Annotated in this window: 22 protein-coding genes; 7 read left to right on the plus strand and 15 right to left on the minus strand. The window is 39.8% G+C overall.

Going from position 1 to position 24,308, the window contains the following annotated elements:
- Positions 1–448: 448 nt before the first annotated feature.
- The 5 genes from BUR11_RS11925 to BUR11_RS11945 all read right to left on the minus strand — a co-directional run bounded on the left by BUR11_RS11925 (position 449) and on the right by BUR11_RS11945 (position 5,439).
- Positions 449–1,045: a 3-keto-disaccharide hydrolase gene (locus BUR11_RS11925; protein ID WP_074225231.1), complete on the minus strand. Its 597-nt coding sequence runs from the start codon at positions 1,043–1,045 to the stop codon at positions 449–451.
- The gene (locus tag BUR11_RS11930) at positions 1,042–1,803 is read right to left on the minus strand and encodes a 3-keto-disaccharide hydrolase (RefSeq protein WP_074225232.1); all 762 of its coding nucleotides are present in this window, start codon (positions 1,801–1,803) and stop codon (positions 1,042–1,044) included. The genes BUR11_RS11925 and BUR11_RS11930 overlap by 4 nt, the downstream gene beginning before the upstream one ends.
- A 123-nt stretch (positions 1,804–1,926) precedes the next feature.
- On the minus strand, positions 1,927–2,691 hold the full coding sequence (locus BUR11_RS11935) for a helical backbone metal receptor (protein WP_074225233.1): 765 nt from the start codon (positions 2,689–2,691) through the stop codon (positions 1,927–1,929).
- Between the two features lie 61 nt (positions 2,692–2,752).
- Positions 2,753–3,817, minus strand: a complete 1,065-nt coding sequence (locus BUR11_RS11940) for a M42 family metallopeptidase (protein ID WP_074225234.1) — start codon at positions 3,815–3,817, stop codon at positions 2,753–2,755.
- A 38-nt stretch (positions 3,818–3,855) separates the two neighbouring features.
- Positions 3,856–5,439: an acyl-CoA carboxylase subunit beta gene (locus BUR11_RS11945; RefSeq protein WP_074225235.1), complete on the minus strand. Its 1,584-nt coding sequence runs from the start codon at positions 5,437–5,439 to the stop codon at positions 3,856–3,858.
- A gap of 259 nt (positions 5,440–5,698) precedes the next feature.
- Here BUR11_RS11945 and BUR11_RS11950 point away from each other — a divergent pair, with 259 nt between their 5' ends.
- The 7 genes from BUR11_RS11950 (at position 5,699) to BUR11_RS11980 (ending at position 12,412) form a co-directional block, all read left to right on the plus strand.
- The gene (locus tag BUR11_RS11950) at positions 5,699–6,646 is read left to right on the plus strand and encodes a Ppx/GppA phosphatase family protein (protein WP_074225236.1); all 948 of its coding nucleotides are present in this window, start codon (positions 5,699–5,701) and stop codon (positions 6,644–6,646) included.
- A 75-nt stretch (positions 6,647–6,721) separates the two neighbouring features.
- The gene (locus BUR11_RS11955) at positions 6,722–7,792 is read left to right on the plus strand and encodes an Ldh family oxidoreductase (RefSeq protein WP_074225237.1); all 1,071 of its coding nucleotides are present in this window, start codon (positions 6,722–6,724) and stop codon (positions 7,790–7,792) included.
- Between the two features lie 92 nt (positions 7,793–7,884).
- Positions 7,885–8,373: a hypothetical protein gene (locus BUR11_RS11960; RefSeq protein ID WP_143185982.1), complete on the plus strand. Its 489-nt coding sequence runs from the start codon at positions 7,885–7,887 to the stop codon at positions 8,371–8,373.
- Positions 8,374–8,493: 120 nt separating this feature from the next.
- Positions 8,494–8,883 (plus strand): hypothetical protein, encoded by a 390-nt coding sequence (locus BUR11_RS11965; protein WP_234982161.1) that lies wholly within the window; start codon positions 8,494–8,496, stop codon positions 8,881–8,883.
- Positions 8,884–8,997: 114 nt separating this feature from the next.
- On the plus strand, positions 8,998–10,365 hold the full coding sequence (locus BUR11_RS11970) for a Gfo/Idh/MocA family protein (protein ID WP_074225240.1): 1,368 nt from the start codon (positions 8,998–9,000) through the stop codon (positions 10,363–10,365).
- A 100-nt stretch (positions 10,366–10,465) separates the two neighbouring features.
- Complete coding sequence (locus BUR11_RS11975; protein WP_074225241.1) at positions 10,466–11,833, plus strand: Gfo/Idh/MocA family oxidoreductase; 1,368 nt, start codon at positions 10,466–10,468, stop codon at positions 11,831–11,833.
- A gap of 81 nt (positions 11,834–11,914) precedes the next feature.
- Complete coding sequence (locus tag BUR11_RS11980) at positions 11,915–12,412, plus strand: GNAT family N-acetyltransferase (protein ID WP_074225242.1); 498 nt, start codon at positions 11,915–11,917, stop codon at positions 12,410–12,412.
- A gap of 68 nt (positions 12,413–12,480) precedes the next feature.
- Here the strand turns inward: BUR11_RS11980 and truA are convergent, their stop codons facing one another.
- The 10 genes from truA to ilvB form a co-directional block, all read right to left on the minus strand.
- The gene (truA, locus tag BUR11_RS11985) at positions 12,481–13,266 is read right to left on the minus strand and encodes a tRNA pseudouridine(38-40) synthase TruA (protein ID WP_074225243.1); all 786 of its coding nucleotides are present in this window, start codon (positions 13,264–13,266) and stop codon (positions 12,481–12,483) included.
- A gap of 44 nt (positions 13,267–13,310) precedes the next feature.
- The gene (locus tag BUR11_RS11990) at positions 13,311–14,516 is read right to left on the minus strand and encodes a CehA/McbA family metallohydrolase domain-containing protein (RefSeq protein WP_074225244.1); all 1,206 of its coding nucleotides are present in this window, start codon (positions 14,514–14,516) and stop codon (positions 13,311–13,313) included.
- Positions 14,517–14,696: 180 nt separating this feature from the next.
- Positions 14,697–15,764: a 3-isopropylmalate dehydrogenase gene (gene leuB / locus BUR11_RS11995; RefSeq protein WP_074225245.1), complete on the minus strand. Its 1,068-nt coding sequence runs from the start codon at positions 15,762–15,764 to the stop codon at positions 14,697–14,699.
- A complete protein-coding gene (locus BUR11_RS12000; RefSeq protein WP_074225246.1) occupies positions 15,733–17,319 on the minus strand; it encodes an alpha-isopropylmalate synthase regulatory domain-containing protein in 1,587 nt (528 codons plus the stop codon). The genes leuB and BUR11_RS12000 overlap by 32 nt, the downstream gene beginning before the upstream one ends.
- A gap of 6 nt (positions 17,320–17,325) precedes the next feature.
- Positions 17,326–17,916 (minus strand): 3-isopropylmalate dehydratase small subunit, encoded by a 591-nt coding sequence (gene leuD / locus BUR11_RS12005; protein WP_074225247.1) that lies wholly within the window; start codon positions 17,914–17,916, stop codon positions 17,326–17,328.
- A gap of 10 nt (positions 17,917–17,926) precedes the next feature.
- Positions 17,927–19,336: a 3-isopropylmalate dehydratase large subunit gene (gene leuC, locus BUR11_RS12010; protein WP_074225248.1), complete on the minus strand. Its 1,410-nt coding sequence runs from the start codon at positions 19,334–19,336 to the stop codon at positions 17,927–17,929.
- Positions 19,337–19,340: 4 nt separating this feature from the next.
- Positions 19,341–20,849 carry a 2-isopropylmalate synthase gene (locus BUR11_RS12015; protein WP_074225249.1) on the minus strand — a complete coding sequence of 503 codons (1,509 nt, stop codon included), beginning with the start codon at positions 20,847–20,849 and terminating at the stop codon, positions 19,341–19,343.
- 18 nt (positions 20,850–20,867) lie between these two features.
- Positions 20,868–21,911 carry a ketol-acid reductoisomerase gene (ilvC, locus tag BUR11_RS12020; protein WP_074225250.1) on the minus strand — a complete coding sequence of 348 codons (1,044 nt, stop codon included), beginning with the start codon at positions 21,909–21,911 and terminating at the stop codon, positions 20,868–20,870.
- A 188-nt stretch (positions 21,912–22,099) separates the two neighbouring features.
- Positions 22,100–22,600, minus strand: a complete 501-nt coding sequence (gene ilvN / locus BUR11_RS12025) for an acetolactate synthase small subunit (RefSeq protein WP_074225251.1) — start codon at positions 22,598–22,600, stop codon at positions 22,100–22,102.
- A 9-nt stretch (positions 22,601–22,609) separates the two neighbouring features.
- Positions 22,610–24,304, minus strand: a complete 1,695-nt coding sequence (gene ilvB, locus BUR11_RS12030) for a biosynthetic-type acetolactate synthase large subunit (protein ID WP_234982162.1) — start codon at positions 24,302–24,304, stop codon at positions 22,610–22,612.
- Between the last annotated feature and the right edge of the window lie 4 nt (positions 24,305–24,308).

A 24,308-nucleotide genomic window follows, 5' to 3' on the forward strand; every position in this document is an offset into this window, starting at 1 on the left:
TCTGTCGATCACTCAAAACCCTCGTTTCAAGTCTCAATTTTTTCCCTTCCTTGCTGAAGGGAGTGCAAAGGTAAGAAGCTTTTTTTAATCCGCAACACTCTTTGACTTTTTTATTTTTTAAAAGTTTCAGAAACCTCGTTCCTCTCCACTTTTAACCCCTTCCCTGCAGAAGGGTGCGCAAAGGTAAGTGATCTTTTTTGACTTCCTAACCCTTTTGCAAAATTTTATTTCCTTTCAATTTTCAGGCATCTCAGCCTCCCCGTTTCTTCCGCCGTTCGCGTCGTTTGGGAGTGCAAATATCCTACTTTTATCCGTAACAACAATATCATTCAATAAAAAATATCCTCCTTTAACATAAACCCCTGAAACAGAAGAATAAAAATTTTAGGAAATAAAAATGCCCTGATAAGCATTTTATCAGGGCATAAATTTCTAATTAAATGGAGAATTACAGCTTTTTCAAAACAATGTTTCGCCAGTACACCTTAATTCCTCCTCCATCATGGATCTGAAGGCAGATTCCGCCTTTTCCTTCTCCAATTTTAGCATCTGAGAAGTTTACCATCTCATGCCCGTTCAAATAGGAAGTAACATTATCACCCTTTACTACGATTCTCATCTTGTTCCATTCTCCGAACTTTAAATATTTATCTTTTTCAGGATCTGGCTTTACTAACCAACCTCTTCCATAGGACTCATAAATACCTCCGGTATCATGTCCTGGAGGAGCGACCTCCACTTGCCAACCAGAAACTTTAGTCCCGTCAACTGTAGATCTAATAAAAACACCACTATTTCCGTTTGCCTCTTGCTTAAACTCCAAGGTAACTTCAAAATCATCGTAGTGCTCATCAGTCCCTAAATATCCATACCCTTTGTCCGGGCCACTTTCAGAAATTAATAATCCATCCTCCACATACCACTTCTCAGTACCATAGATTGTCCAGCCAGAAAGATCTTTTCCATTGAACAACTTTACTTTCTTCTGGGCAAAAGCCAAGTTTACAGACGCCAGCAAAAAAGCGGCAATCAATAATTTTCTCATAGTTTTCTAATTTTTAAATTTTTGAACCAAGTAACGGCTCCGTGATCTTGAAGTGATATTAAACCTGTTTTTGAAATTGCATAATCAGGGAAGTCATTCCACTTTCCAGAATTACGTGCAGCAGTCCACTCTTCAGAATATGGAATAAACTCAACGGTCTTCTTTCCATTTAACCAATAACTCGCGCCTTCTTCGGAAAAAATAATTCTAGAAGTATTCCATTCACCTGCTGGCTTAACAGCCCCCTCATAATCCGGCTCTGTCATCGCATAATCAGCACCGATAGATTGCCATTTTTCTAAAGGATCAGGAAAACCTAATTGATCGATTACTTGGTACTCAGGTCCAGTCTCATAAGGAGCATGGTATTTTGGATCTTCCACTACGTGATACAAAACGCCACTATTTCCGCCTGGAGAGATCTTCCATTCCCATACCAATTCAAACTCTTCAAACTCCATTGGGCCAAAAACAATATCTCCCCCAATGTCTCCTCCTTTTCCTAATGCCTTCAACGCACCATCTTCAACAGTCCAGCCATCTGGAAATGTATCTCCATTGAATGCTCTCCAACCAGAAGGGTCTACCCCATCAAATAAAAGCATCCATCCCTCTGATCTTTCTTCCTCAGTCAACGTGTTGTCTGGAACAACTACTTCCTCCACTACTTCCGTTTCTGTAGCTTCTTCAGCTGGCTTTGGCCCACAGGACCAAGCTAGGGCTATCAATGCCACCCAAGCTAATTTTGTGTTTTTCATATGATCTATTCTTTGTTTATTTTTCTCCTTACAATTAAACCCAAAAGTTAATTGAAATTTTTAATAAAGTCATTTAAGAAACTCTATTTTTTCAAGTCAAGGAATAATCTCAATACATACTGATCAACTGAATGTCTTTGACAAATATTGTTTGGTCCCCAACAATCTGCTTCCGTACCAAGAGAAGTACTCGCCATCCACCAGACGAATCTTGGTTTCGGGCAAATAGCTCTCGAAATACTCAATATGTTTCTCTTTGAATGGAAAAGGTTCAGAACTAAGCAACAGGTAATCTGGATGTATTCCGACCAATTCGTCTAAGGCGACTTGCGGATACCTATTTTCAGATATTCTGTTTTCAAACCCACCGAAAGTAAGTATTTGATCAATGAATGTATTTTTACCAACAACCATCAAAGGATCTTTCCATATTAAATAGACACATGTTCCCTTCCTTTCCAATGGTGTATGAAAGTCAGTTTCTAGTTGTACTGCAATTTTTTCTGCTTTCTCTTCTACCTCCAGCATCTCTCCAATATTACGGATCATTGAAATCGAATCTTTGAGTGAGTTTACATCGCTCATCCAAACAGGATATTCCTGCATTAAATTTTCAATTGCCTTTTGGTCATTCTCCTCTTTGTTGCCAATAATCAGGTCAGGTTGAAGAGATTGAATCATATCCATCCTATAATTCTTAGTTCCTCCTACGATGGCCTTCCTTTTTGTCAAGCCCTTTGGATGAACACAGAATTTTGTGATTCCAACTAGCCTATCCTCCAATCCCAAATCCATCAACAATTCCGTTTGGGATGGGACAAGGGAAATAATCCTTTTTGGAGAACTCGAAAGATGAACCTCTCTATTAAGCTGATCAGTGTAAAACATCTACCAAAAGTGTCAATGGGGTGTTTATTTTCCTCTAGCTACCCCAATTGACCTGAGGAAATTATTTGATATACTTGAAGTCAAAACTTGGGTCAAAGTCCATAATGAATTCAAACATCAGATTAATAACCTGTTCAATATCAGACTTGCTCGCGGTTTCTACAGTTGTATGCATATACTTTAAAGGAAGAGAAATTAATGCAGACGGCACCCCTTCGTTGGAATAAGCAAAAGCATCTGTATCTGTTCCAGTCACTCTCGAAGCAGCTGATCTTTGAAACGGTATATCCTTCTTTTTTGCTGTTTCAATAATCAAATCCAAGAGTTTCTTATGAACAGAAGCGCCATAGGTAAGTACTGGCCCCTTTCCAGCAGTTTGATCTCCACTAGTCACCTTATTATATAGAGGTGCAGTCGTATCATGACATACATCAGTGATTATGGCCGCATTGGGTTTAATATTGGCAGCTATCATTTGAGCTCCTCTTAACCCAATCTCTTCCTGAACAGCATTCACCACATATAGTCCAAAAGGAAGCTTCTTTCCTGATTCTTTGATCTTTTTGGCTACCTGAGCAATCATATAACCTCCAATACGGTTATCCAATGCTCTTCCAGAATAGAATTTCCCATTCAGCTCTGTTAATTCATCCTTAAAGGTAATGACACAGCCTACATGTATACCTAATTCCTCAACTTCTTCTTTTGACCTAGCACCTACATCAATAAAGATATTATCCAAGGTTGGCGCATCTTCTTTGCCTTCTTTCCTAACATGAATTGCTGGCCAACCAAAAACTCCAGGAATTGCTCCTTTATCTGTATGAATATTTACCCGCATTGAAGGAGCTATCATATGATCAGAGCCTCCATTTCTCCTTACATATATATATCCATCGTCTTTGATGTAGTTGACAAACCAACTTATCTCATCCGCATGGGCTTCTATCACTAATTTATATGCTGCTTCTGGGTTAATCACGCCAACCGCTGTACCATAATTATCTGTGAAGTAATCATCAACAAATGGTTTGACATAATCAATCCATATCTGCTGACCGGATGCTTCAAATCCTGTTGGTGAAGCATTATTTAAATACCTATATAAAAAGGTGTTGGACTCCATAATCTTTATTCTATTGTAAAATTTGGGATTAAACTTAATTATAACGGAATATTTCCGTGTTTCTTTCTAGGTATCTTATCTACCTTATTTTCGAGCATTTTATATGCCTTGATTAATTTTGATCGAGTATCTGCAGGAATGATCACCTCATCAATAAATCCTCTGTGAGCAGCCCGGTAGGGGTTTGCAAATTTTTCGGTGTAGTCCTCCACTTTCTCCTGAAGCTTTGCCTCTGGGTCTTCGGATTCGGCAATTTCTCTTTTAAAAATAATCTCAGAAGCCCCTTTTGCTCCCATAACAGCAATCTCTGCCGTTGGCCAAGCAAAATTAAGATCAGCTCCAATGTGTTTTGAATTCATGACATCATAAGCTCCTCCATATGCTTTTCGGGTAATGACCGTAATTCTAGGAACAGTAGCTTCCGAAAATGCATAAAGTAATTTCGCCCCATTACTAATGATGCCATTCCACTCTTGGTCTGTCCCCGGCAAAAACCCTGGCACATCTACCAATACCAATAATGGCACATTAAAACTATCACAGGTTCGAACAAACCTTGCCGCTTTGGTAGAGGCATGATTATCTAAAACACCTGCCATGGATTGAGGCTGATTACCTACCACCCCAATACTCCTACCTGCAATACGTGCAAAACCTACCACAATGTTATCAGCATAATTTTCATGAACCTCCAAAAAGGAATCTTCATCAACTATTCCTTTGACCACATCCCGCATATCATATGGATGGTTTGGGTTGTCCGGCACCAGAGAATTAAGCTCTTCCCTAATTTCATCTTCCAATAATTCGTAAGGATAAACAGGCGCCACTTCCTCACAGTTTTGAGGAAGGTAACTCAATATACTTTTGATATGTTTAATACATTCCAATTCATTAGGGCAAGCAAAATGAGTTACCCCACTTTTAGTACTATGGGCAGATGCTCCTCCCAACTCCTCTGCCGTTACAGTTTCCTGTGTCACAGTTTTGACGACATTAGGCCCTGTTACAAACATGTATGAGGTATTCTCCACCATAAAAATAAAATCTGTTATGGCCGGAGAATAAACCGCCCCCCCTGCACATGGACCCATGATGGCTGAAATCTGAGGAATTACTCCAGAGGCTAAGGTATTTCTATAAAAAATATCAGCATACCCTCCCAAGGAATTGACTCCTTCTTGGATTCGGGCACCTCCAGAGTCATTCAATCCAATAACAGGGGCGCCATTCTTCATGGCCATATCCATGATTTTGCAGATTTTCTCGGCATGAGTTTCTGAAAGTGAACCACCAAACACTGTGAAATCCTGAGAAAACACATAGACAAGCCTCCCATTGATTTCACCATACCCAGTGACTACCCCATCACCCAAATAATGCTCCTTATCCAATCCAAAATCTTTGGCCCGGTGCATTACAAATCGATCTAATTCCTGAAAAGTCCCTTCATCCAACAATAATTCTAATCGTTCTCTCGCAGTAAGCTTCCCTTTCTTATGTTGTGCTTCAATCCTCTTTTCTCCTCCTCCTTTTAAAGCAGCTTCATTTTTCTGTTTTAACAACTCTATCTTGCCATCAATGCCGGGAAGAATATATTTGGGTGTATTGTTTTCGTTCATACGATATACATTAGACTAGTTCAAATATAGCAGGCTTTCGCAGGGATGGAAAAAAACTCTTAATAATGAGTCCATCGACTATAAATTTTAATCACCTATTCATGAGGAATTTTTAAGTTCTTTACTAGAAAGCTGATCTTCAATTTAACCTAATTCAAATAAAATTGGCCTTTTTTAAAAAATCTTGGAATAAAATTAAAGTGGAAAGCACTCATTTCAAATAACTTTCTATATTCGCCCATCCAAAAATTGGCAACCTATGAATACCCAAAAGGCGGCGGTAATAGATATGGGAACCAATACATTTCATTTGTTATTGGTTGAATTGAATGAGTCCGGATTCAAGACGATTTACAAGGAAAAAATCCCTGTAAAGCTGGGAAAAGGTGGGATTAATCAAAATAATTTAGCGGAAGACGCTCAAAAACGAGCTTTTCATACCTTAAAACATTTTAAAAACCTGATAGATGGAGAACACATCAATCAGGTTTTTGCTTTTGCTACCAGTGCAGTCCGAAACGCCGAAAATGGTCTTGCATTTGTTCAGCAGGTGAAGGAAGAAATCGGAATAAGCATCCAAGTACTTTCGGGAGAAGAAGAAGCTCAAATGATCTATGAAGGCATCTGTCTTTCAGGGTCACTTAATGGGCAGGTAGAGCTTATGATGGATATTGGAGGTGGATCCGTAGAATTTATCATAGGCACTTCCCAAGAAGTCTTTTGGAAAAAAAGTTTTGAAATTGGAGGCCAAAGACTACTCGAACTTTTCCATTACCATGATCCAATTCTTCCCGAAGAAGTGGCAAAACTTGAATCATATCTGGAAAGCAAACTTGGATCTTTGATTGAAGCAATTAAGACTTATAAACCAACTGGACTTGTAGGAGCTTCAGGAACTTTTGACACCCTTACGGATATTTATTACGAATCCATGCTTCAGTGTAAACTGACTGGGCAACATGTATTCGAACTTCCTATCGATGAATTTGAAAAAATTCACGATATGTTATTGACTAAAAACAAAGAAGAAAGACTTCAAATCCCTGGAATGATCCCCATGCGGGTGGATATGATTGTAGTTGCTTCCAGTTTAATTGAATTTATTCTGAGGTATATCCCTGTTCGGTCCATCACCTGCTCGCATTATGCCCTCAAAGAGGGAGCTATTTCTAGGGTCTTAAAGCAAATCTCAGCAATCAAAGCCTAGCATTAATTCTAGGTTTATTCGATTCCTGCTAGAAAATCAGCTCATTAAAAGGCGATTTACCAAATTCAAAAACTCATGACCTATTCTTACGAACAACTACGAGATTTCACTTTTGGAATGTTAACTAAAATTGGCTGTCCAGAAGATCATGCAAAAACGGCTACAGAAGTTCTGCTCTCTGCTGACTTGAGAGGCGTAGATAGTCATGGAGTAGCTAGATTGTCAGGATATGTAAGGCTTTGGGAAAAAGGAAGAATCAATGCCACTCCCAACATCAAAGTCACCTATGAAACTCCTTCAACAGCGGTAGTGGATGGGGATGGAGGTCTAGGCTTGGTGGTCGCTCCTTTTGCTATGCAAGTAGCCATAGAAAAGGCAAAAGTTGCAGGAACAGGTTGGGTATCAGTAAAAAATTCAAATCATTATGGGATTGCAGGATATCATGCAATGAAAGCAGTGGAACATGATATGATTGGTATCTCTTTAACCAATGCAAGTCCATTGGTTTCTCCTACTTTTTCGAAAGAAAGACTATTGGGAACCAATCCAATTTCGGTAGCCATTCCTGCTGACAAGCAACCTCCATTTGTTGCTGATATGGCAACTACTACAGCAGCCAATGGGAAATTGGAGATTTTACAACGAAAAGGCTTAGATACTCCAACCGGTTGGGTTCAAGACAAAGAAGGAAATCCAACTACTTCTGCCAATGGAGTAAAAGATGGAGGTGCCTTGTTGCCTTTGGGAGGAGATCGTGAACATGGATCGCATAAAGGATATGCCCTAGGGTCGATTGTGGATATTTTTTCAGCAGTTCTTTCAGGAGCCAACTATGGACCTTGGGTTCCGCCTTTCGTTGCATTTTTGGAGCCAGATCCAAACCCGGTAGGAAAAGGAATAGGTCATTTCTTTGGAGCCATGCGAGTGGATGCATTCCGACCGGCAGATGAATTTAAATCCCATATGGATAATTGGATCAGTCGTTTCAGGGGAGCAAAACCCACTCCAGGAAATGAAAAAGTCTTAATTCCAGGTGATCCTGAGCGGGAATTAGAGGCAGTCCGAATGAAAGAAGGAATTCCTTTACTTGAACCTGTTGTGAAAGATTTGACTGAATTGGGAGAACGTTTTGGAGTGAAGTTTTAACGGTCTGTTAAGTGAAAAAATATAATTCCGAAAAAGGTAATTCCTATATCTTTTTCGAAAAAAACACACCCCTGACCAGAGCAAATGTCATTTTGGACTGGACTTTTTTTTGCTTGATTATTATTTCAGGAGTATTAGTTTTTTTTGGAATCCTAATATTTCGAAACACAATTATTCCTCTGGGACCTCTTTTTATTGGTACTTCATTCGTATCAATACTTTTTTCTTTAGGACTTTGGATATTCCTCCGAAATAATTTATCCACTATATCTATTTTATTTTCTGGGTTTGTTATTGGAGGAGGTCTTTTTTATTTTTCATTCCTATACATCAACAAAATTTTTCCACTATCTACTTCTAAATCATTTACTTATAAAGTTCAAGAAAAAGGTAGCTTAGCAAAAGGAAGTAGAGGAAACTGTAATAACCCTTATGTGGTTATTTACATTAATGGGATTGAAAAACAACTAATTTTCACTTGCGATCTAAAAAACAAATCTGAAAATTCTCAAAAAGTTGTTTTGGAAATTTATGATGGCTTTTTTGGGTATCCTTTTATTTCAAAAAAGGAATTAATTTGATGAAAATTATTTTGATGGAGAATCTTACAAAATATATATTTTTAGAAAATGCCAATCCAATCTCTTATTTCCCGACCTTCTTTCGAAGAAAACCCTAAACTTGCAAAACCAGCTAGTAAGTTGAGAACTTTATTAATTTCAATTGAAAAAAAAGGAATTCCAGCATCCGTAGAAAGCAAAATCAATGAAATAATGACAGGTGTGAATGAATTTCCTGGTCCGGATCCCTTACTCATCAAACAGATTAAATTAGCAAAGACTTCTATATTAAAACTTCTGGAAAAGGAACTCAATATTTTTCCTAAAAATCATTTTCAAACCCAATGGATGGCTTTAGGAATGTCTGTTTTTGGTTTGCCTATGGGAGTGGCGTTTGGACTTTCCTTTGGAAATCTCGCATTTTTAGGAATTGGGATTCCCTTCGGAATGGCTATAGGAATAGCGGTAGGTAATAGTAAGGATAAAGAAGTTGAAAAAGAAGGTAGACAGCTGGACTGGGGAGGAGAATAAATTGAATCCCATTTTTAATCATTCCTAATTTAGGGGCTTTACCCTTCCTTTTCCCCTTGCTAGAATCAGGGCTTTTTGTAATTTAAAGCAACAAATTATTCAAACCCAGAATTCATGAATCAGCTCAACAGAAGAGATTTTTTAAAAGGTAGCTCTTCCTTACTCACATTAGCAAGTTTCGGATTACTTGGAATGGACTTCAAAGATCAAGAAGGTCCTTTAAGAGTCGCATTGATAGGTACCGGTTGGTATGGTAAGTCTGATCTTTTCCGATTGATTCAAGTGGCGGATGTGGAAGTAGTGGCCCTTTGCGATGTAGATAGCAAACAGTTGGAGGAAGCAGGAAAACTAGTTTCTACTCGTCAAAAGTCTAAAATCGTCCCTGCGCTGTATGAGGACTACAAAGAACTTTTAGCTAAAGAAAAACCTGAATTTGTACTTGTAGGAACCCCTGATCATTGGCATGCTTTGATAGCAATTGATGCAGTAAAGAGTGGAGCACATGTGTATCTGCAAAAACCCATCTCTGTAGATGTCATTGAAGGAGAAGCTATTCTGGCTGCAGCTAGAAAATATGATCGAAAAGTTCAAATCGGAACCCAGCGCAGGAGTACACCTCATTTAGTCCAGGCAAAAAAAGAAATTATCGATTCTGGGAAATTGGGTAAAATATCCCATGCAGAGGTTTGCTGTTATTACCATATGCGTAATAGAAGTCATCCAGATGTGATTCCTGTTCCCGCAAATTTGAATTATGATTTATGGGCCGGACCAGCTCCAAAGCTTCCTTATCGCGGAATCCTTCATAGAGGCTGGAGAGCATTTATGGAATATGGCAACGGCATTGTTGGTGATATGTGCGTTCATATGTTAGATTCTGTAAGATGGATGCTGGATTTAGGTTGGCCGGTTCAAGTGACTTCCACCGGTGGGATTTACATTGACAAAGCCTCTATTTCTAATATATCTGATACGCAAACGGCAATTTTTGAATTTCCGGAGCTCAACGTGGTCTGGCAACATCGGACATGGGGAAATCCAGTTGACAGAGATTACCCTTGGGCGTTTAAAATTTATGGTGAAAATGGAATGCTTGCGGGTAGTCCCATGCGTGCTGATTTTTACCCGGAAGGAAGAAATAATGGGGAGCCAATTCATTATCCGGTAGTTTTGGAAAAAGAACAATTCCCTGAAGATGTGACTGAAAAAGACATCGAAATTCATGCAGCTCCTGCTACCCGTGAGCAAATGAAAGATTGGCTTCAGGCAATAGAAAAGGATACGTTGCCAGTGGCAGACGTACTTCAAGGACATATTTCTACGGCTTCCTGCATCTTAGCGAATCTATCCATGGATTTAGGAGGAAGACCCTTGAAATATGACCCAAAAACCATGACGGTTCTCAATGATCCAGAAGCCACTGCCTTATTGAGGAGACCGTATCGGGAAGGGTATGTGCATCCCGAGCCTGATAACATTTAATTTTCTAGGTAAAACAGACACCTCATTCATTGTATTCCATTTGGTAAAGGTTTGGGTTTTTGTATCTTAAGAGGTACAATAAACCTCAAACCCCAACTCAATGAATGCTCTCAACCGAAGAGATTTTCTCAAGGGCTCTTCTGCCCTCGCTACACTTGCCAGTTTTGGATTATTAGGAATGGATTTCAAAAATCCTGATGGTCCTTTAAAAGTTGCATTAATCGGTGCAGGCTGGTATGGGAAATCAGATCTTTTCAGGCTAATTCAAGTAGCTGATGTAGAAGTAGTAGGATTAAGCGATCCTGATCAACACATGCTACAAGCTGCTGGTGAAATGGTTGCTACCAGACAAAAATCCGGTAAAACCCCACCTCTTTACGAAGACTACCAAGAACTTTTGGCAAAGGAAAAACCTGAATTCGTCTTGATCGGATCTCCTGATCATTGGCATGCTTTGCAGTGCATAGATGCGCTTAAAGCTGGTGCCCATGTATACGTGCAAAAACCAATATCAGTAGATGTCATAGAAGGCGAAGCGATGGTAGCAGCAGCCAGAAAATATGGTAAAAAAGTTCAAGTTGGAACCCAACGTAAAAGCACCCCTCACCTGATCGATGCCAAAGAACAAATCATTGATTCAGGAAAATTAGGTAAAATTTCTCATGTAGAAATCTGCTGTTATTATCACATGAGAGCAAATGGCAATCCTCCAGTGGAGCCTGTTCCAGATTTTTTCAACTATGATTTATGGACCGGACCTGCACCATTACGTCCATATGATGGACTTCCTCATAGACGTTGGTGGAGAACCTTTATAGAGTATGGAAACGGTATTACAGGTGATATGTGCGTTCATATGCTGGATACCGTTCGATGGATGCTCAAACTAGGTTGGCCTTCCCAAATAAGTTCAACCGGTGGTATTTTTGTACAGAAAGACGGGAAATCGAATATTTCGGATACTCAGTCCGCTATCTTCGAATATCCAGAACTCAATGTCGTTTGGCAACACCGAACCTGGGGAAACCCTGATGATCCAGAATACCCTTGGGCATTTAAGATTTTTGGAGAAAAGGGAATGTTGGCTGGAAGCACCATGCAGGCAGACTTTACCCCTGTTGACAGGAATGAAAAACCCATCCATTTTGCATGCCTTTTTGAGCGCGAGAAATACCCTGAAGATGTCAATGAGCCTGACATCGAATTAAATGCTGCGCCTGCGACAAGACTTCATATGAAAGATTGGTTAAAAGCAATTGACCAAAACACCTTGCCGGTTGCGGATATTGAAGAAGGTCATATCTCAACTGCCTCTTGTATCCTAGCCAATATTTCGATGGATTTGGGCGGGAGAATTCTGAAATACGACCCCAAAACTATGACAGTGGTAGGAGATAAAGAAGCGACAGCCTTGTTGAGAAGACCGTATAGAAAAGGATATACACATCCTGATCCAAAATCTGTATAGAAAAATTGAGATCCAATCGTAAAACCGGCTACAAAAGATGTGGCCGGTTTTATTATTTTTAGGCTTCCTTCAAAAGAAAACATGATTCAAATAAGTCCTGCTCAAACCGAAGATTTAATCCATGTTCAGGCTATTGCCCATCAAACATGGCCTCACACTTTTGGGAATATCCTTAGTCCCAAGCAAATCGACTATATGCTCAATTGGATGTATGATTTGAAAATGCTTGAAAAGCAGCAATTGGAACAAGGTCATACTTTCCTGATCGCTGAAGAAACGGGAGAGAAATTAGGGTTTACTGGATTTCAAATAGACCAAGAACCCGGAAAGACTAAAATCCATAAGATTTACATTTTACCCTCCGCCCAAGGCAAAGGGATTGGAAAAAAACTGATCGAAGCAATCAAAGAAATAGCGCTGGAGAAAAATCAATCCAGTCTTCTTCTCAATGTTAATAAGTACAATGAAGGAGCAATCAGATTTTATGAATACTTGGGCTTCGTTAAGATCAAAAGTGAAGTAATTGATATAGGGAACGGCTATGTGATGGATGACTTTGTATTTGAGATGAAGCTTTAATAAGCTGACCTTTGAGTATATAAAACCTTCAACCTAATCCCAAAAACTTCGACATGCAGTATAACAACTCAAAGGTTGTATAACTCCGTTTCCCACAGCACCAATCCATTGGCTGGAGCAGGGGGTAATTTTTCATATTTTTCGGGATACTCAAATCTTTGTTCGATTTCTGAGATTTTCATTTCGCCCTTCCCAATCAGCCAAAGGGCAGACATCATCATACGAACTTGATGGTGTAAAAAGCCTGTCCCCTTAATTTCAAAATAAAAGATCTGGTCTGGAAAAAATTGTCCCTGAAATTCATTGGAACTAACTATACGCGCTGAAATCACCTCACGTTGGTATTCCGTTTTATTTTCTGAAGGTCTACAGAAACCTTTGAAATTGTGTTTCCCAATAAACAATTCACAAGCTTGATTCATCATCTCCCAGCTTAACTTATTTGGAATATTGACTATAAAAGTAGAAGCAAAAGGATGAAATGATGAAGAGTTAGAAAAATAGTATCGATAGGTCTTTTGTTGTACAGACTGAATGAGGTTAAAGCTTGTTGGAACTTCCTTGACCTGATTCAATTGGATATCCTGAGGCAGATGTTCATTGAATTGAGGTAAAAGAAAATCCATATCTACCTTTTCCCGAAGGAAAACTTGCACATAGCCTCCAAGGCAAGAAACCCCAGAATCTGTTCGACTTCCACCTATCAGAGAAAAATCCTCATGTCCCAATACATGCCTTAAAACCCTTTCCAAACGTCTTTGAACGGTTGGTTGGTTAGGCTGAGGAGCCCAACCTTTATACCTTGCCCCATAATAGGAGATAGAAAATAAAAAGGAATAGGGTCTGGATTGCATTTTCAAATATACTATCCATCAAGTAAACTAGGAATCTCTCCTTTTTAATTAGAAACCACAGGCTGGGTCCAAGCTACTTCAGTATCTCCCAATTGATATGGATTTTCTTTGGGCTTAGAGGAAATGATTTTGGCTCGAACATACATATCATTTGCTTCCAGCGTAAAATCAGCTTTTATTCCACTTACTTCCTCCAACAACAGGCCGCTTTCCTCAGGGGCAGATTTTTTAGTACCAAAAAACTGTATGGTGTAGTCCACACCTGGTTCTGGTTCTACCTCCACATAAAGTGTTTTCCCATCAAAATCTATGGAACTCAATGTCACTCCTGTAGTAGCATAAAAATCTCCTTGTTCCATGGCCTCAATTAATGACTCTGGATTTAAATCTTTGGCCAACACCATTACCCAGCCTCTACCTGGATTACTACTATTTTGATCAAACACATGGTAATTATGCGCATCATCTACTGCTAATCCATATAATAATGGCTTGTTAGCTCTCAAATAGGCTGATTGGACCTTGTCCCAAAGCACTTCCATACTTGGTCTTAATGAATCCCCATAATTATTTACCTGAGGATGACCATTATACACTTCGAAAAACCGCTCCCCATTTAACTCAATCATATCCTCAGGCGTAATTGCCCAGATAAAATTCGGATGGTTGATATGTAAAAACATGGGAACACCAGTGGAATCCCGTTGCGCTTTAACACGATCCAATCCATTTTGCAAAATCTCTGATACTGAACTCCCTCCTTCCGCAGGAATCAACTTTTGAATATTAGTCACATTCATGTGCAATGGCTTTTTTTCAAAGCTTTCAGTCAATTCCTGTGATTGAATAATCAAAAACTCTCCTTTCTCTTCAAACATTGGTCTATATTCAGAAAGGGTTTTTAATTTCACTTCAATCCTCCCGGCAGAGTCTTCCCGATATACCACCTCATCCCCATATTTATCTAAGTATTTCTGAAAGCCCATTTCATGAGAAGGAGATTTAGGAATCAATTTCCACTTTTCTCCGGCGGCCAAGGTATTATGATCTGAAAGTACTACGAAATCATAATCATGTGACTTATACCAATCCATAATCATTTCAGGATAATTATCTCCATCTGACCAATAAGAATGGGTATGCAAATTTCCTTTGTACCACTTTTTTTGAGCTATTTCTTCTGAGGGCTTTTCTCCACAAGCAAAAAGTGTCAAACCAAAGATTGCTATTAGAAAAAGAGAGTATCGCATAGTTATTTAATTCAAAAGTTTAATCTCTAATATAATCAAGTGATCCTTATTCAAGGTTGGCTTATTATTATCTTTTTTCTCATTTAGGGAATGATAAAAAACCACCCCATTCCTGAGGTGGTTTATTGATAACATCGAGATTAAAAATCTCGAATAGCTATAGTTGGGGGGGGGTATTGATTAAGCCAAAATCTTAGCTGCTAGCCAATCTCCCACTTGAGAAGTTTTGTAAGATGGTCCGCCATCTGCAATATCTTCAGTGACATATCCTTCCGCGAGGGATTGATTTACCACATCAGAAATTAATTGAGCTTCTTCTTTCAAGTCAAAAGCATATTCAAACATCATGGCTGCAGAAAGTACTGTAGCTAATGGGTTGGCAATATCTTTTCCAGCTGCTTGGGGATAAGAACCGTGAATTGGTTCAAATAATTTAATGGAAGTACCCAAAGAGGCAGATGGCATCAATCCCATAGAGCCAGAGATTACAGAAGCCTCATCCGTTAAGATGTCACCAAACAAGTTTTCGGTAATTAAAACATCGTATGCTTTTGGCCATTGGATCAATCGCATTGCCACAGCATCTACAAATTCATACTCCACCTTTACATCTGGGTATTCAGGAGCCAATTCTTGAACAGTTTCTCTCCAAAGTCTGGAAGTAGCCATGACATTTGCTTTATCTACGCAAGTCAATAATTTCCTTCTTTTCTGTGCTGCCTCAAATCCCATTCTGGCAAGTCGCGTAATCTCTTCCTTGCTATAAACATTGGTATCAAAAGCTTTCGTTCCTTGCTCATTTCTACCTCTAGGTTCCCCGAAATACACTCCGCCGGTCAACTCTCTAAAGAATACGAAATCAACCCCTTCTACTCTATCCAGTTTCAATGGTGATTTGTGTACCAAAGAAGGGAATGTAAATGTAGGACGGACATTGGCAAACAAGCCCAATTTTTGTCTCATCAAAAGAAGTCCTTGTTCAGGTCTTACTTTTGCTTTAGGATCATTGTCATATTTTGGATCACCAATAGCCCCGAAGAGAACTGCATCAGATGCTGCTGCAATTTCATGGGTAGAATCTGGGTAAGGTAGTCCAGTGGCATCAATTGCTGCCGCTCCAACTACTGCTTCTTTAAATGAGATTTGGTGTCCGAATTTCTGCCCAATTGCTTTTACAACTTTGACAGCCTGGTCGATTACTTCAGGGCCGATGCCATCACCCGGCAACAGCGCGATATTCATTTCCATAGAATTTGGATTCTTCTTGGGTTGGATTTTGATTAAATGTTTCGACGATATTCAGCATTTTCTCTGTGGCCATCATCGCTGCCACGGTCTGATCTGGATCAAGACCTTTTGTTTTAAATATTTTACCATAATCCCAGGTGATGACCGTTTCCACAAAGGCATCGGTTTTTCCTCCCGGAGGAATGGAGACATGATAGTCTATTAATTTAGGAAGCTCTTTTTTTAGTCCCTTGTAAATTTTGCGAAGCGCTCTCATGAATGAATCATATTGACCATCGCCGGTCGCACTTTCGTCATAGGTTTTTCCATGTATTTTCATTCTTAATTGAACCGTAGGTTTCAATCCCTTAGAATGAGTCATATGATATCCCTCTATGTGGATATTCTTTTCAATGGAGTTATTCTGAAGAACATCTGAGATGATATATGGAAGATCTTCAGTAGTAACGCGCTCTTTTTTATCCCCAAGTTCAATGATTCTTTGGGTAACTTTGGTCAATTCATCTTTCTCTAAAGAAATACCCAATTCTTCTAAATTCTTTAGAATATTAGCTTTCCCAGAAGTTTTTCCCAAAGCATACTTTCGCTGTCTACCAAATCGCTCTGGCATCAGGTCATTGAAGTATAGGTTCTTTTTGTTATCACCATCCGCATGGATTCCTGCGGTCTGCGTAAATACATTTTCACCCACTACCGGCTTATTAGCGGGAATATGTTGCCCAGAAAATTGCTCTACTAGTTTGCTTACCCTGTAGATTTTTTGCTCTTGAACATTGATCTGTAGGTCTGTAAAATCTTTGATCACTGCAATCACAGATTCCAAAGGAGCATTTCCTGCGCGTTCACCTAATCCATTGACGGTAGTATGAATTCCAGCCACACCATTTAATATAGCCTCCATGGCATTAGCCACAGAAAGGTCATAATCATTATGTGCGTGGAAATCAAAATGTACATCCGGAAATTGTGCTACAATTTCGATTATAAAAGCCTTGGTCTCTTCAGGAGATAATAAGCCCAACGTATCCGGAAGCATAATTCGCTTTACCGGCTGTTTAGAAAGGAATTCAATCAAGTCAAGCGTATACTCCTTAGAGTTGCGCATACCATTACTCCAATCCTCAAGATAAATATTGACATCGATCCCATTTTCCTGAGCATGGGCAATACTTTGAGCAATATCAGCGAAATGTTGTTCTTGGGTCTTTTTTAATTGATGCGTCAAGTGATTCAATGACCCTTTAGTCAATAAATTCATCACTTTGGCACCTGCTTGAATAAGCCAGTTGACTGATGCCGGAGTGTCTACAAAACCCAACACCTCCACACGATCCAAATAGCCTTTTTCCGCTGCCCAATGGGTGATTTTTTGTACTCCCTCCAGCTCTCCGTCAGAAACGCGAGCCGAAGCCACTTCAATCCTATCTACCCGGAGCTCTTCCAAAAGTAGCTTAGCAATTTGTAGCTTTTCAGAAGGCAAAAAGGAAACACCTGAGGTCTGTTCTCCATCCCTCAGTGTTGTATCCATTATTTCTATGCGTCTCTGATGATTCATCAACTCTTATCTAGTTTTTTCAAACTCATCGATCTCAGACTCCATGCTCAGCAAGTAGTCGATATCGTCAAAGCCATTTTGCATATTATCCTTTTTATAGGCATTGATGTCAAAAGACTCCGTCTCTCCTGTAGAGAGCAAGGTGATTGTTTGAGCAGGAATGCTCACTTCAATTTCCGTTTCTGGATTTTCAGTGATCGCATCCAATAATTTATCTGCAAACTCCGGGGAAACCGTCACTGGCAATACCCCAATATTCAGACAGTTATTTTTGAAAATATCTGCGAAGAAGCTGGAAACCACACATCTGAACCCATAATCATAGATGGCCCAAACTGCATGTTCTCTACTGGATCCTGATCCAAAGTTTTTCCCCGCTACTAGAATCTTACCAGAATAAGTGGGGTCGTTCAAAACGAAATCCTTTTTTGGATTTCCTTCTACATCATATCTCCAATCACGGAAAAGATTGTCACCAAAACCTTCACGCTCTGTTGCCTTTAGGAAACGAGCAGGGATGATTTGGTCTGTATCTACGTTTTCTGTAGGCAAAGGAACTGCCGTACTCGTTAAAACGGTGAATTTATCGTAAGCCATTTTCTTTCTTTTAGGATTCTACAAACACTTCGCGTGGATCGGTGATTTTACCGGTTACAGCTACTGCAGCAACTGTCAAAGGAGAAGCCAACATTGTTCTGGCACCTGGTCCTTGACGTCCTTCGAAGTTTCTGTTGGAAGTGGAAACTGCATATTTGCCTGCTGGAATTTTATCATCATTCATTGCAAGACATGCAGAACATCCTGGTTGTCTCAACTCAAATCCTGCTTCTTCCAATATTTTCACCAAGCCTTCTTCTTGGGCCATTTTCTCCACTTCTTTTGATCCAGGAACAATCCAAGCAGTGATGTTATCTGCTTTTTTATGACCTTTCACAAAACCTGCTACCGCACGGATATCTTCAATTCTACCATTGGTACACGACCCAACAAAAACATAATCTACTTTCTTTCCTTTCACAGGCTCACCTGGTACAAAACCCATATATTCCAAAGATTTCAAGTAAGAAGTTTTGTTGCTTCCTTCCATTCCTTCCGTAGTAGGAATATTTCCAAGAACTTTGATCCCCATACCTGGATTGGTTCCATAGGTAATCATTGGTTCAATATCAGCCGCATCAAAATGATATTCTTTATCAAAAACAGCACCTTCGTCTGTTTTCAATTGAGACCACTCTGCCACTGCTTTATCCCAATCTTCTCCCTTTGGAGCATATTGCTTTCCTTTTAGGTATTCAAAAGTCGTCTCATCAGGAGCGATCAATCCACCTCTTGCACCCATTTCAATTGACATGTTACAAATGGTCATTCTTGCTTCCATGGATAAACTTTGAATAGCAGTTCCTGCATATTCTACAAAGTAACCTGTGGCTCCTGCAGCAGAAATTTTAGCGATGATATATAAAATAATATCCTTGGAGGTTACTCCATTTCCCAATTCCCCGTCTACGGTGATTCTCATTTTCTTAGGCTTAGACTGCATGATACACTGAGTAGCAAATACCATTTCTACTTCAGAAGTACCAATACCGAATGCGATCGCTCCGAACGCACCATGGGTAGAAGTATGGCTATCTCCACAAACAATGGTCATTCCTGGCTGGGTAATACCCAATTCAGGTCCAATGACGTGAACAATTCCATGATGGGCAGAGCCTAGATCATGCAATTCGATTCCATACTTGTTACAGTTTTCTCTAAGTTTTTCAACTTGCATTCTTGACAATTTGTCCTTGATCGTTTGATCTTGCTCAATTGTCGGAACGTTATGATCTGGAGTAGCAATTGTACGGTGAGGATATTTTACTGAAACCCCTCTTTTCTCCAGATTTAGGAATGCCACAGGAGAGGTAACTTCATGGATAAAATGCTTATCAATGAAGAATACATCTGGTCCTGAAGGTACGGAACGTACCACATGAGCATCCCAGATTTTATCGAATAATGTTGTCTTTTCCATGATTTTAAGCAGTCGTATATTCTTTGACTGGTATTTTGTTTAGCGCGTCAACAAAAGCTTGGGCAGAAGCCAAAACTATGTCCGTATTAGAAGAGAATCCATAATAAGGCTTATCTCCTTTGATCAATCTCATGTGTACTTTAGCCACATCATCACTACCATGGGTAATTGCCTGAATCAAGAATTCTTCCAGATCTACCTGTGGTTTCACAATTTTATCAATTGCTTTCAATACAGCATCTACAGGACCATTTCCATGAGAAGTCGCTTGATGTTGTTCCTCTCCAATAGTCAAGGAAACCTTTGCTTGAATAGCTCCATTAGAAGAATAGGAAACATCTCCAAGCTCAATAAAATTAGACTCTTCTAAATATTTACCTACCAAGCCCATCAAGTCTTTTCTTCCAATATCTCTTTTGCTATCGGCAAGAACCAAGAACGCCTCATACACTTCTCTCAATGCATCTCCTTCCAATTCAACACCCAAAGCATCCAAATGGTGCTTCAAAGCTGCTCTTCCAGATCTAGCCGTCAAAACAATGGTTGATTCTTCTACTCCAACATCTTTTGGATCGATGATTTCATAGTTTTCTCTATGCTTCAACACCCCATCTTGGTGAATACCTGATGAATGAGCAAATGCGTTTCTACCAACGATAGCCTTGTTCGGTTGCACAGGCATATTCATCAGCTTAGAAACTAATCGGCTGGTTTTGTAAATTAGAGGTGTAACGATTTCAGTATGAACAGGGATGGATTGGTGACATTTGATAGCCATCACTACTTCTTCCATAGAAGTGTTTCCTGCCCTTTCCCCAATTCCATTAATTGTTACTTCTACTTGACGGGCACCTTGTTGAACTCCGGCAACCGTATTAGCAGTAGCCATTCCCAAGTCATTGTGACAATGTGTGGCGATGATCGCCTTATCTATGTTTGGGACATTATTCTTAAGATTCGAAATAATCGCACCATATTGCTCAGGCAAACAATATCCTGTAGTATCAGGAATATTCACCACAGTAGCCCCTGCTTTAATTACCTCTTCAATGATTTTGCAAAGGAAATCTGGCTCCGAACGTCCTGCATCTTCTGCATAGAACTCTACATCGTCTACAAATTGTCTTGCAAACTTAACAGCTGCCACCCCGCGCCGGATGATATCATCCGGCGTAGAGCGTAGCTTATATTGTATATGGTAAGGAGACACACCGATTCCAGTGTGAATCCTACCTTTCTTAGCAAATTTGAGTGCCTGGGCTGCTACTTCGATATCCTTCTCAACGGCTCTCGAGAGGGCACAAATGATTGGGTTTGAAACTGCCTTTGAAATCTCCACCACCGAGTTGAAATCTCCCGGACTGGAAATTGGAAAGCCGGCTTCGATGATATCTACACCTAGTTCTTCCAAAGCTTTCGCCACCACAATTTTCTCCTGGGTATTTAGTTGACACCCTGGAACTTGCTCCCCGTCTCTTAGGGTTGTGTCAAATATCCATAGCTTTTCACTCATTGTTCTTGGGTTTTAGGTTTAATTGTTTTCTGGTCTCAATTGTCTGACGACAGCACCTGCTTGCCACATTTCAGAATCTCTCAACTCTTTCAATTCAGCTTCCAATTTCACTCTATAATCTTCTTTCGAATTCGAATCAATTGACTTCTGTGCCTCTTGACCAGTTTTTACACTATTATATAATTCTTCAAATACCGGCTTGGTCGCATCTCTAAAAGGCTTCCACCAATCCAAAGCTCCTCTTTGAGCTGTAGTGGAACAGTTAGCATACATCCAGTCCATTCCATTCTCTGCTACCAATGGCATCAAAGATTGAGTAAGCTCCTCAACTGTTTCATTGAATGCTTCAGATGGGGTATGGCCATTTGCTCTCAACACTTCGTATTGTGCAGCAAAAATCCCTTGAATCGCTCCCATTAATGTACCTCTTTCTCCTGTAAGATCGGAAGTAACTTCTCTATAGAAATCAGTTTCAAACAAGTAACCTGATCCTACACCAATTCCCAAAGCTATAACTCTGTCTTTCGCCTTACCAGTTCCATCTTGATATATTGCATAAGACGAATTCAAGCCTCTTCCTTCTACAAACATTCTTCTTAAAGAAGTTCCAGAGCCTTTTGGTGCCACCAAGATCACATCGATATCTGGGGGAGGGATGATTCCTGTTTTATCTTTGTATGTCACGCCGAATCCATGAGAGAAATACAATGCTTTCCCTGGAGTCAGGTGTTTTTTAACTGTTGGCCAAAGAGCAATCTGACCAGCATCAGAAAGAAGGAATTGAAGAATTGTACCTCTTTCGCAAGCTTCTTCCAATTCGAACAAGGTCTCACCTGGCACCCAGCCATCAGCAACAGCTTTATCCCAAGTTTTTGATCCTTTTCTTTGTCCTACAATCACGTTAAAGCCATTGTCTTTCAGGTTTAGTGCCTGACCAGGTCCTTGAACCCCGTAGCCTAATACCGCAATAACTTCATCCTTTAGGACTTCTCTAGCTTTTTCCAAAGGAAATTCTTCTCTGGTAACTACATTCTCCTCTACTGTGCCGAATTTTAATTTCATGTTCTTAAAATTTGATTTTCAATGATTCTTTGAAATTCAGGGTTCAAAATTAATTGATCCTATTTTTCAAAGTCCTCATCTCATGAGTTTATTTATTTGTTAAAATTTCTCATGGAATCTAAATGGACAAAAAATCTTCAGAGAAGTCTTTGTCACATCTCGATTTCATAGGTTTGATTTGATTTGATTTATTTTACGTAACTATCGATGGTATGCATCCTTTTGGCTATTGCTACCCTACCTGATCGGGCAAACTCCAAAAGACCATATCCTTTTAATATTTCTAGAAGTTCCTGCGTTTGTTCTTTGTGACCAGATAATTCAAGCACGACGAACTCTGGCTCGGCCGCAATAATCTTTGCATTGTGCTGACGAATTATTTTTTCCAGACCACCATCCAATTTCGATACTGGAATTTTATAGAGTGCAATCTCCTGATACACCACCCCATCATCTTCATGATAAAATGCTTTGATCACGTCGATGATTTTCTCTATCTGGTTCACTAATTGGATGACAGTATCTTCACTGGCTGTCACCTCGATCGTAATCCGATGAATTCCTTCGATTCTGCTTTCTGAGGCAGTAAGAGCATCAATATTGATTCCTCTTCTAGTAAAGATGATGGTGATGCGGTTGAGAATACCGATAAAATTTTCGGTAATCACAAAAATGGTATAACGTTTCATAGGCCGGAATTAACTTAGTCTTACCTCTTCTACAGAACAGCCCGTTGCGATCATCGGGAAAACATTGTCTTCCTTCTCTACCACCACTTCTAAGAAGTACGGCCCATCATGAATTAACATATCTTCAATTGCCTCATTCAAATCTGATCTGTCGGATATTTTTTGGGATTTGATGCCATAGGCTTCTGCAATCTTCACAAATTCAGGATTATCCAGTTCAGTAAATGAATAGCGCTTATCAAAGAACATTTGTTGCCATTGTCTCACCATGCCTAAATAATTATTATTCAGCAAGATGATTTTTACAGGAGCTTTGGTCTGCATGATTGTTCCAAACTCTTGAATAGTCATCTGGATCCCTCCATCCCCAACTACACAAATTACTTGTCTGGAAAAATCAAACATTTGAGCCCCAAGGGCTGCAGGCAATGCAAAACCCATAGTTCCTAATCCTCCAGATGTCACCTGAGTACGAGACTTCTTATAATTGAAATATCTCCAGGCAATCATTTGGTGCTGGCCTACATCTGTGACCAATACAGCATCGTCTGCTTTGTATTGATTCACTTGATAAATTACTTCCCCCATGGTAAGTCCCACTTTGGTAGGAGTAATATCATGCTGTACGACTGCTGAATTTTCCTCACGCTCCAATTCACGGAATTTCTCCAACCAATCCTGGTGGGATTTTGCGGCAACCGCCTCCGTCAATAAGGCCAAACTATCTTTACAATCACCCAAAACTGAATGATGACATCTTATGGTTTTATTGATTTCTGCTGGATCCAATTCCAGATGGATGATCTTCGCTTGCTTAGCATAGCGTTTTACATCCCCGGTCACACGATCATCAAACCTCATTCCAACAGCAATTAAAACATCGCATTGGTTGGTAAGGATATTCGGTGCATAATTCCCATGCATTCCTAGTTTCCCCACATAAGAAGGGTGATCCTGTGGCAAAGCACCGGATCCCAATAAGGTAGAAGCTGCAGGAATGCCCGATTTATCCAAGAATGCTTTGAATTCTTCTTCCGCTTTACCTAGAACTACCCCTTGTCCATAAAGCACATAAGGTCTTTCAGCAGAATCAATCATTTCTGCGGCTTTCTGAATATCAGACTTATTAATTTCAATTTTGGTCTGATACGATCTGAAGCCTAGGCAAGGCACGTAATTGAATTCACCAAAATCAGTCTGGGCATTTTTAGTTATATCTATCAATACTGGTCCTGGCCTTCCTGATCTCGCTATGAAAAATGCTTTGGCAATTGCCGGAGCTATTTCTTCCACAGTTCTCACTTGGATGTTCCATTTAGTACAAGGCATAGACATCCCTACTACATCAGTTTCCTGAAAAGCATCAGTACCCAATAAGTGTGCAGCTACTTGTCCAGTAATACACACCAACGGTGTACTATCTATCAATGCATCCGCTAATCCTGTAATCAAATTAGTAGCCCCTGGTCCTGATGTTGCTAAACAGACACCGACTTTCCCAGAGACTCGCGCATACCCTTGTGCAGCATGAATTGCACCTTGCTCATGGCGGGTAAGAACGTGTTTGATTTGATCGTGATAATCATACAGTGCATCATACACTGGCATGATTGCTCCTCCAGGATATCCGAAAATAATCTCGGCATTTTCCTCTATGAGAGTTCTGACTACGACATCTGCTCCTCGGATCATCAAGTCTTTCATAGGC

Source organism: Algoriphagus halophilus, from assembly GCF_900129785.1.
In the GTDB taxonomy this organism is placed as follows: domain Bacteria; phylum Bacteroidota; class Bacteroidia; order Cytophagales; family Cyclobacteriaceae; genus Algoriphagus; species Algoriphagus halophilus.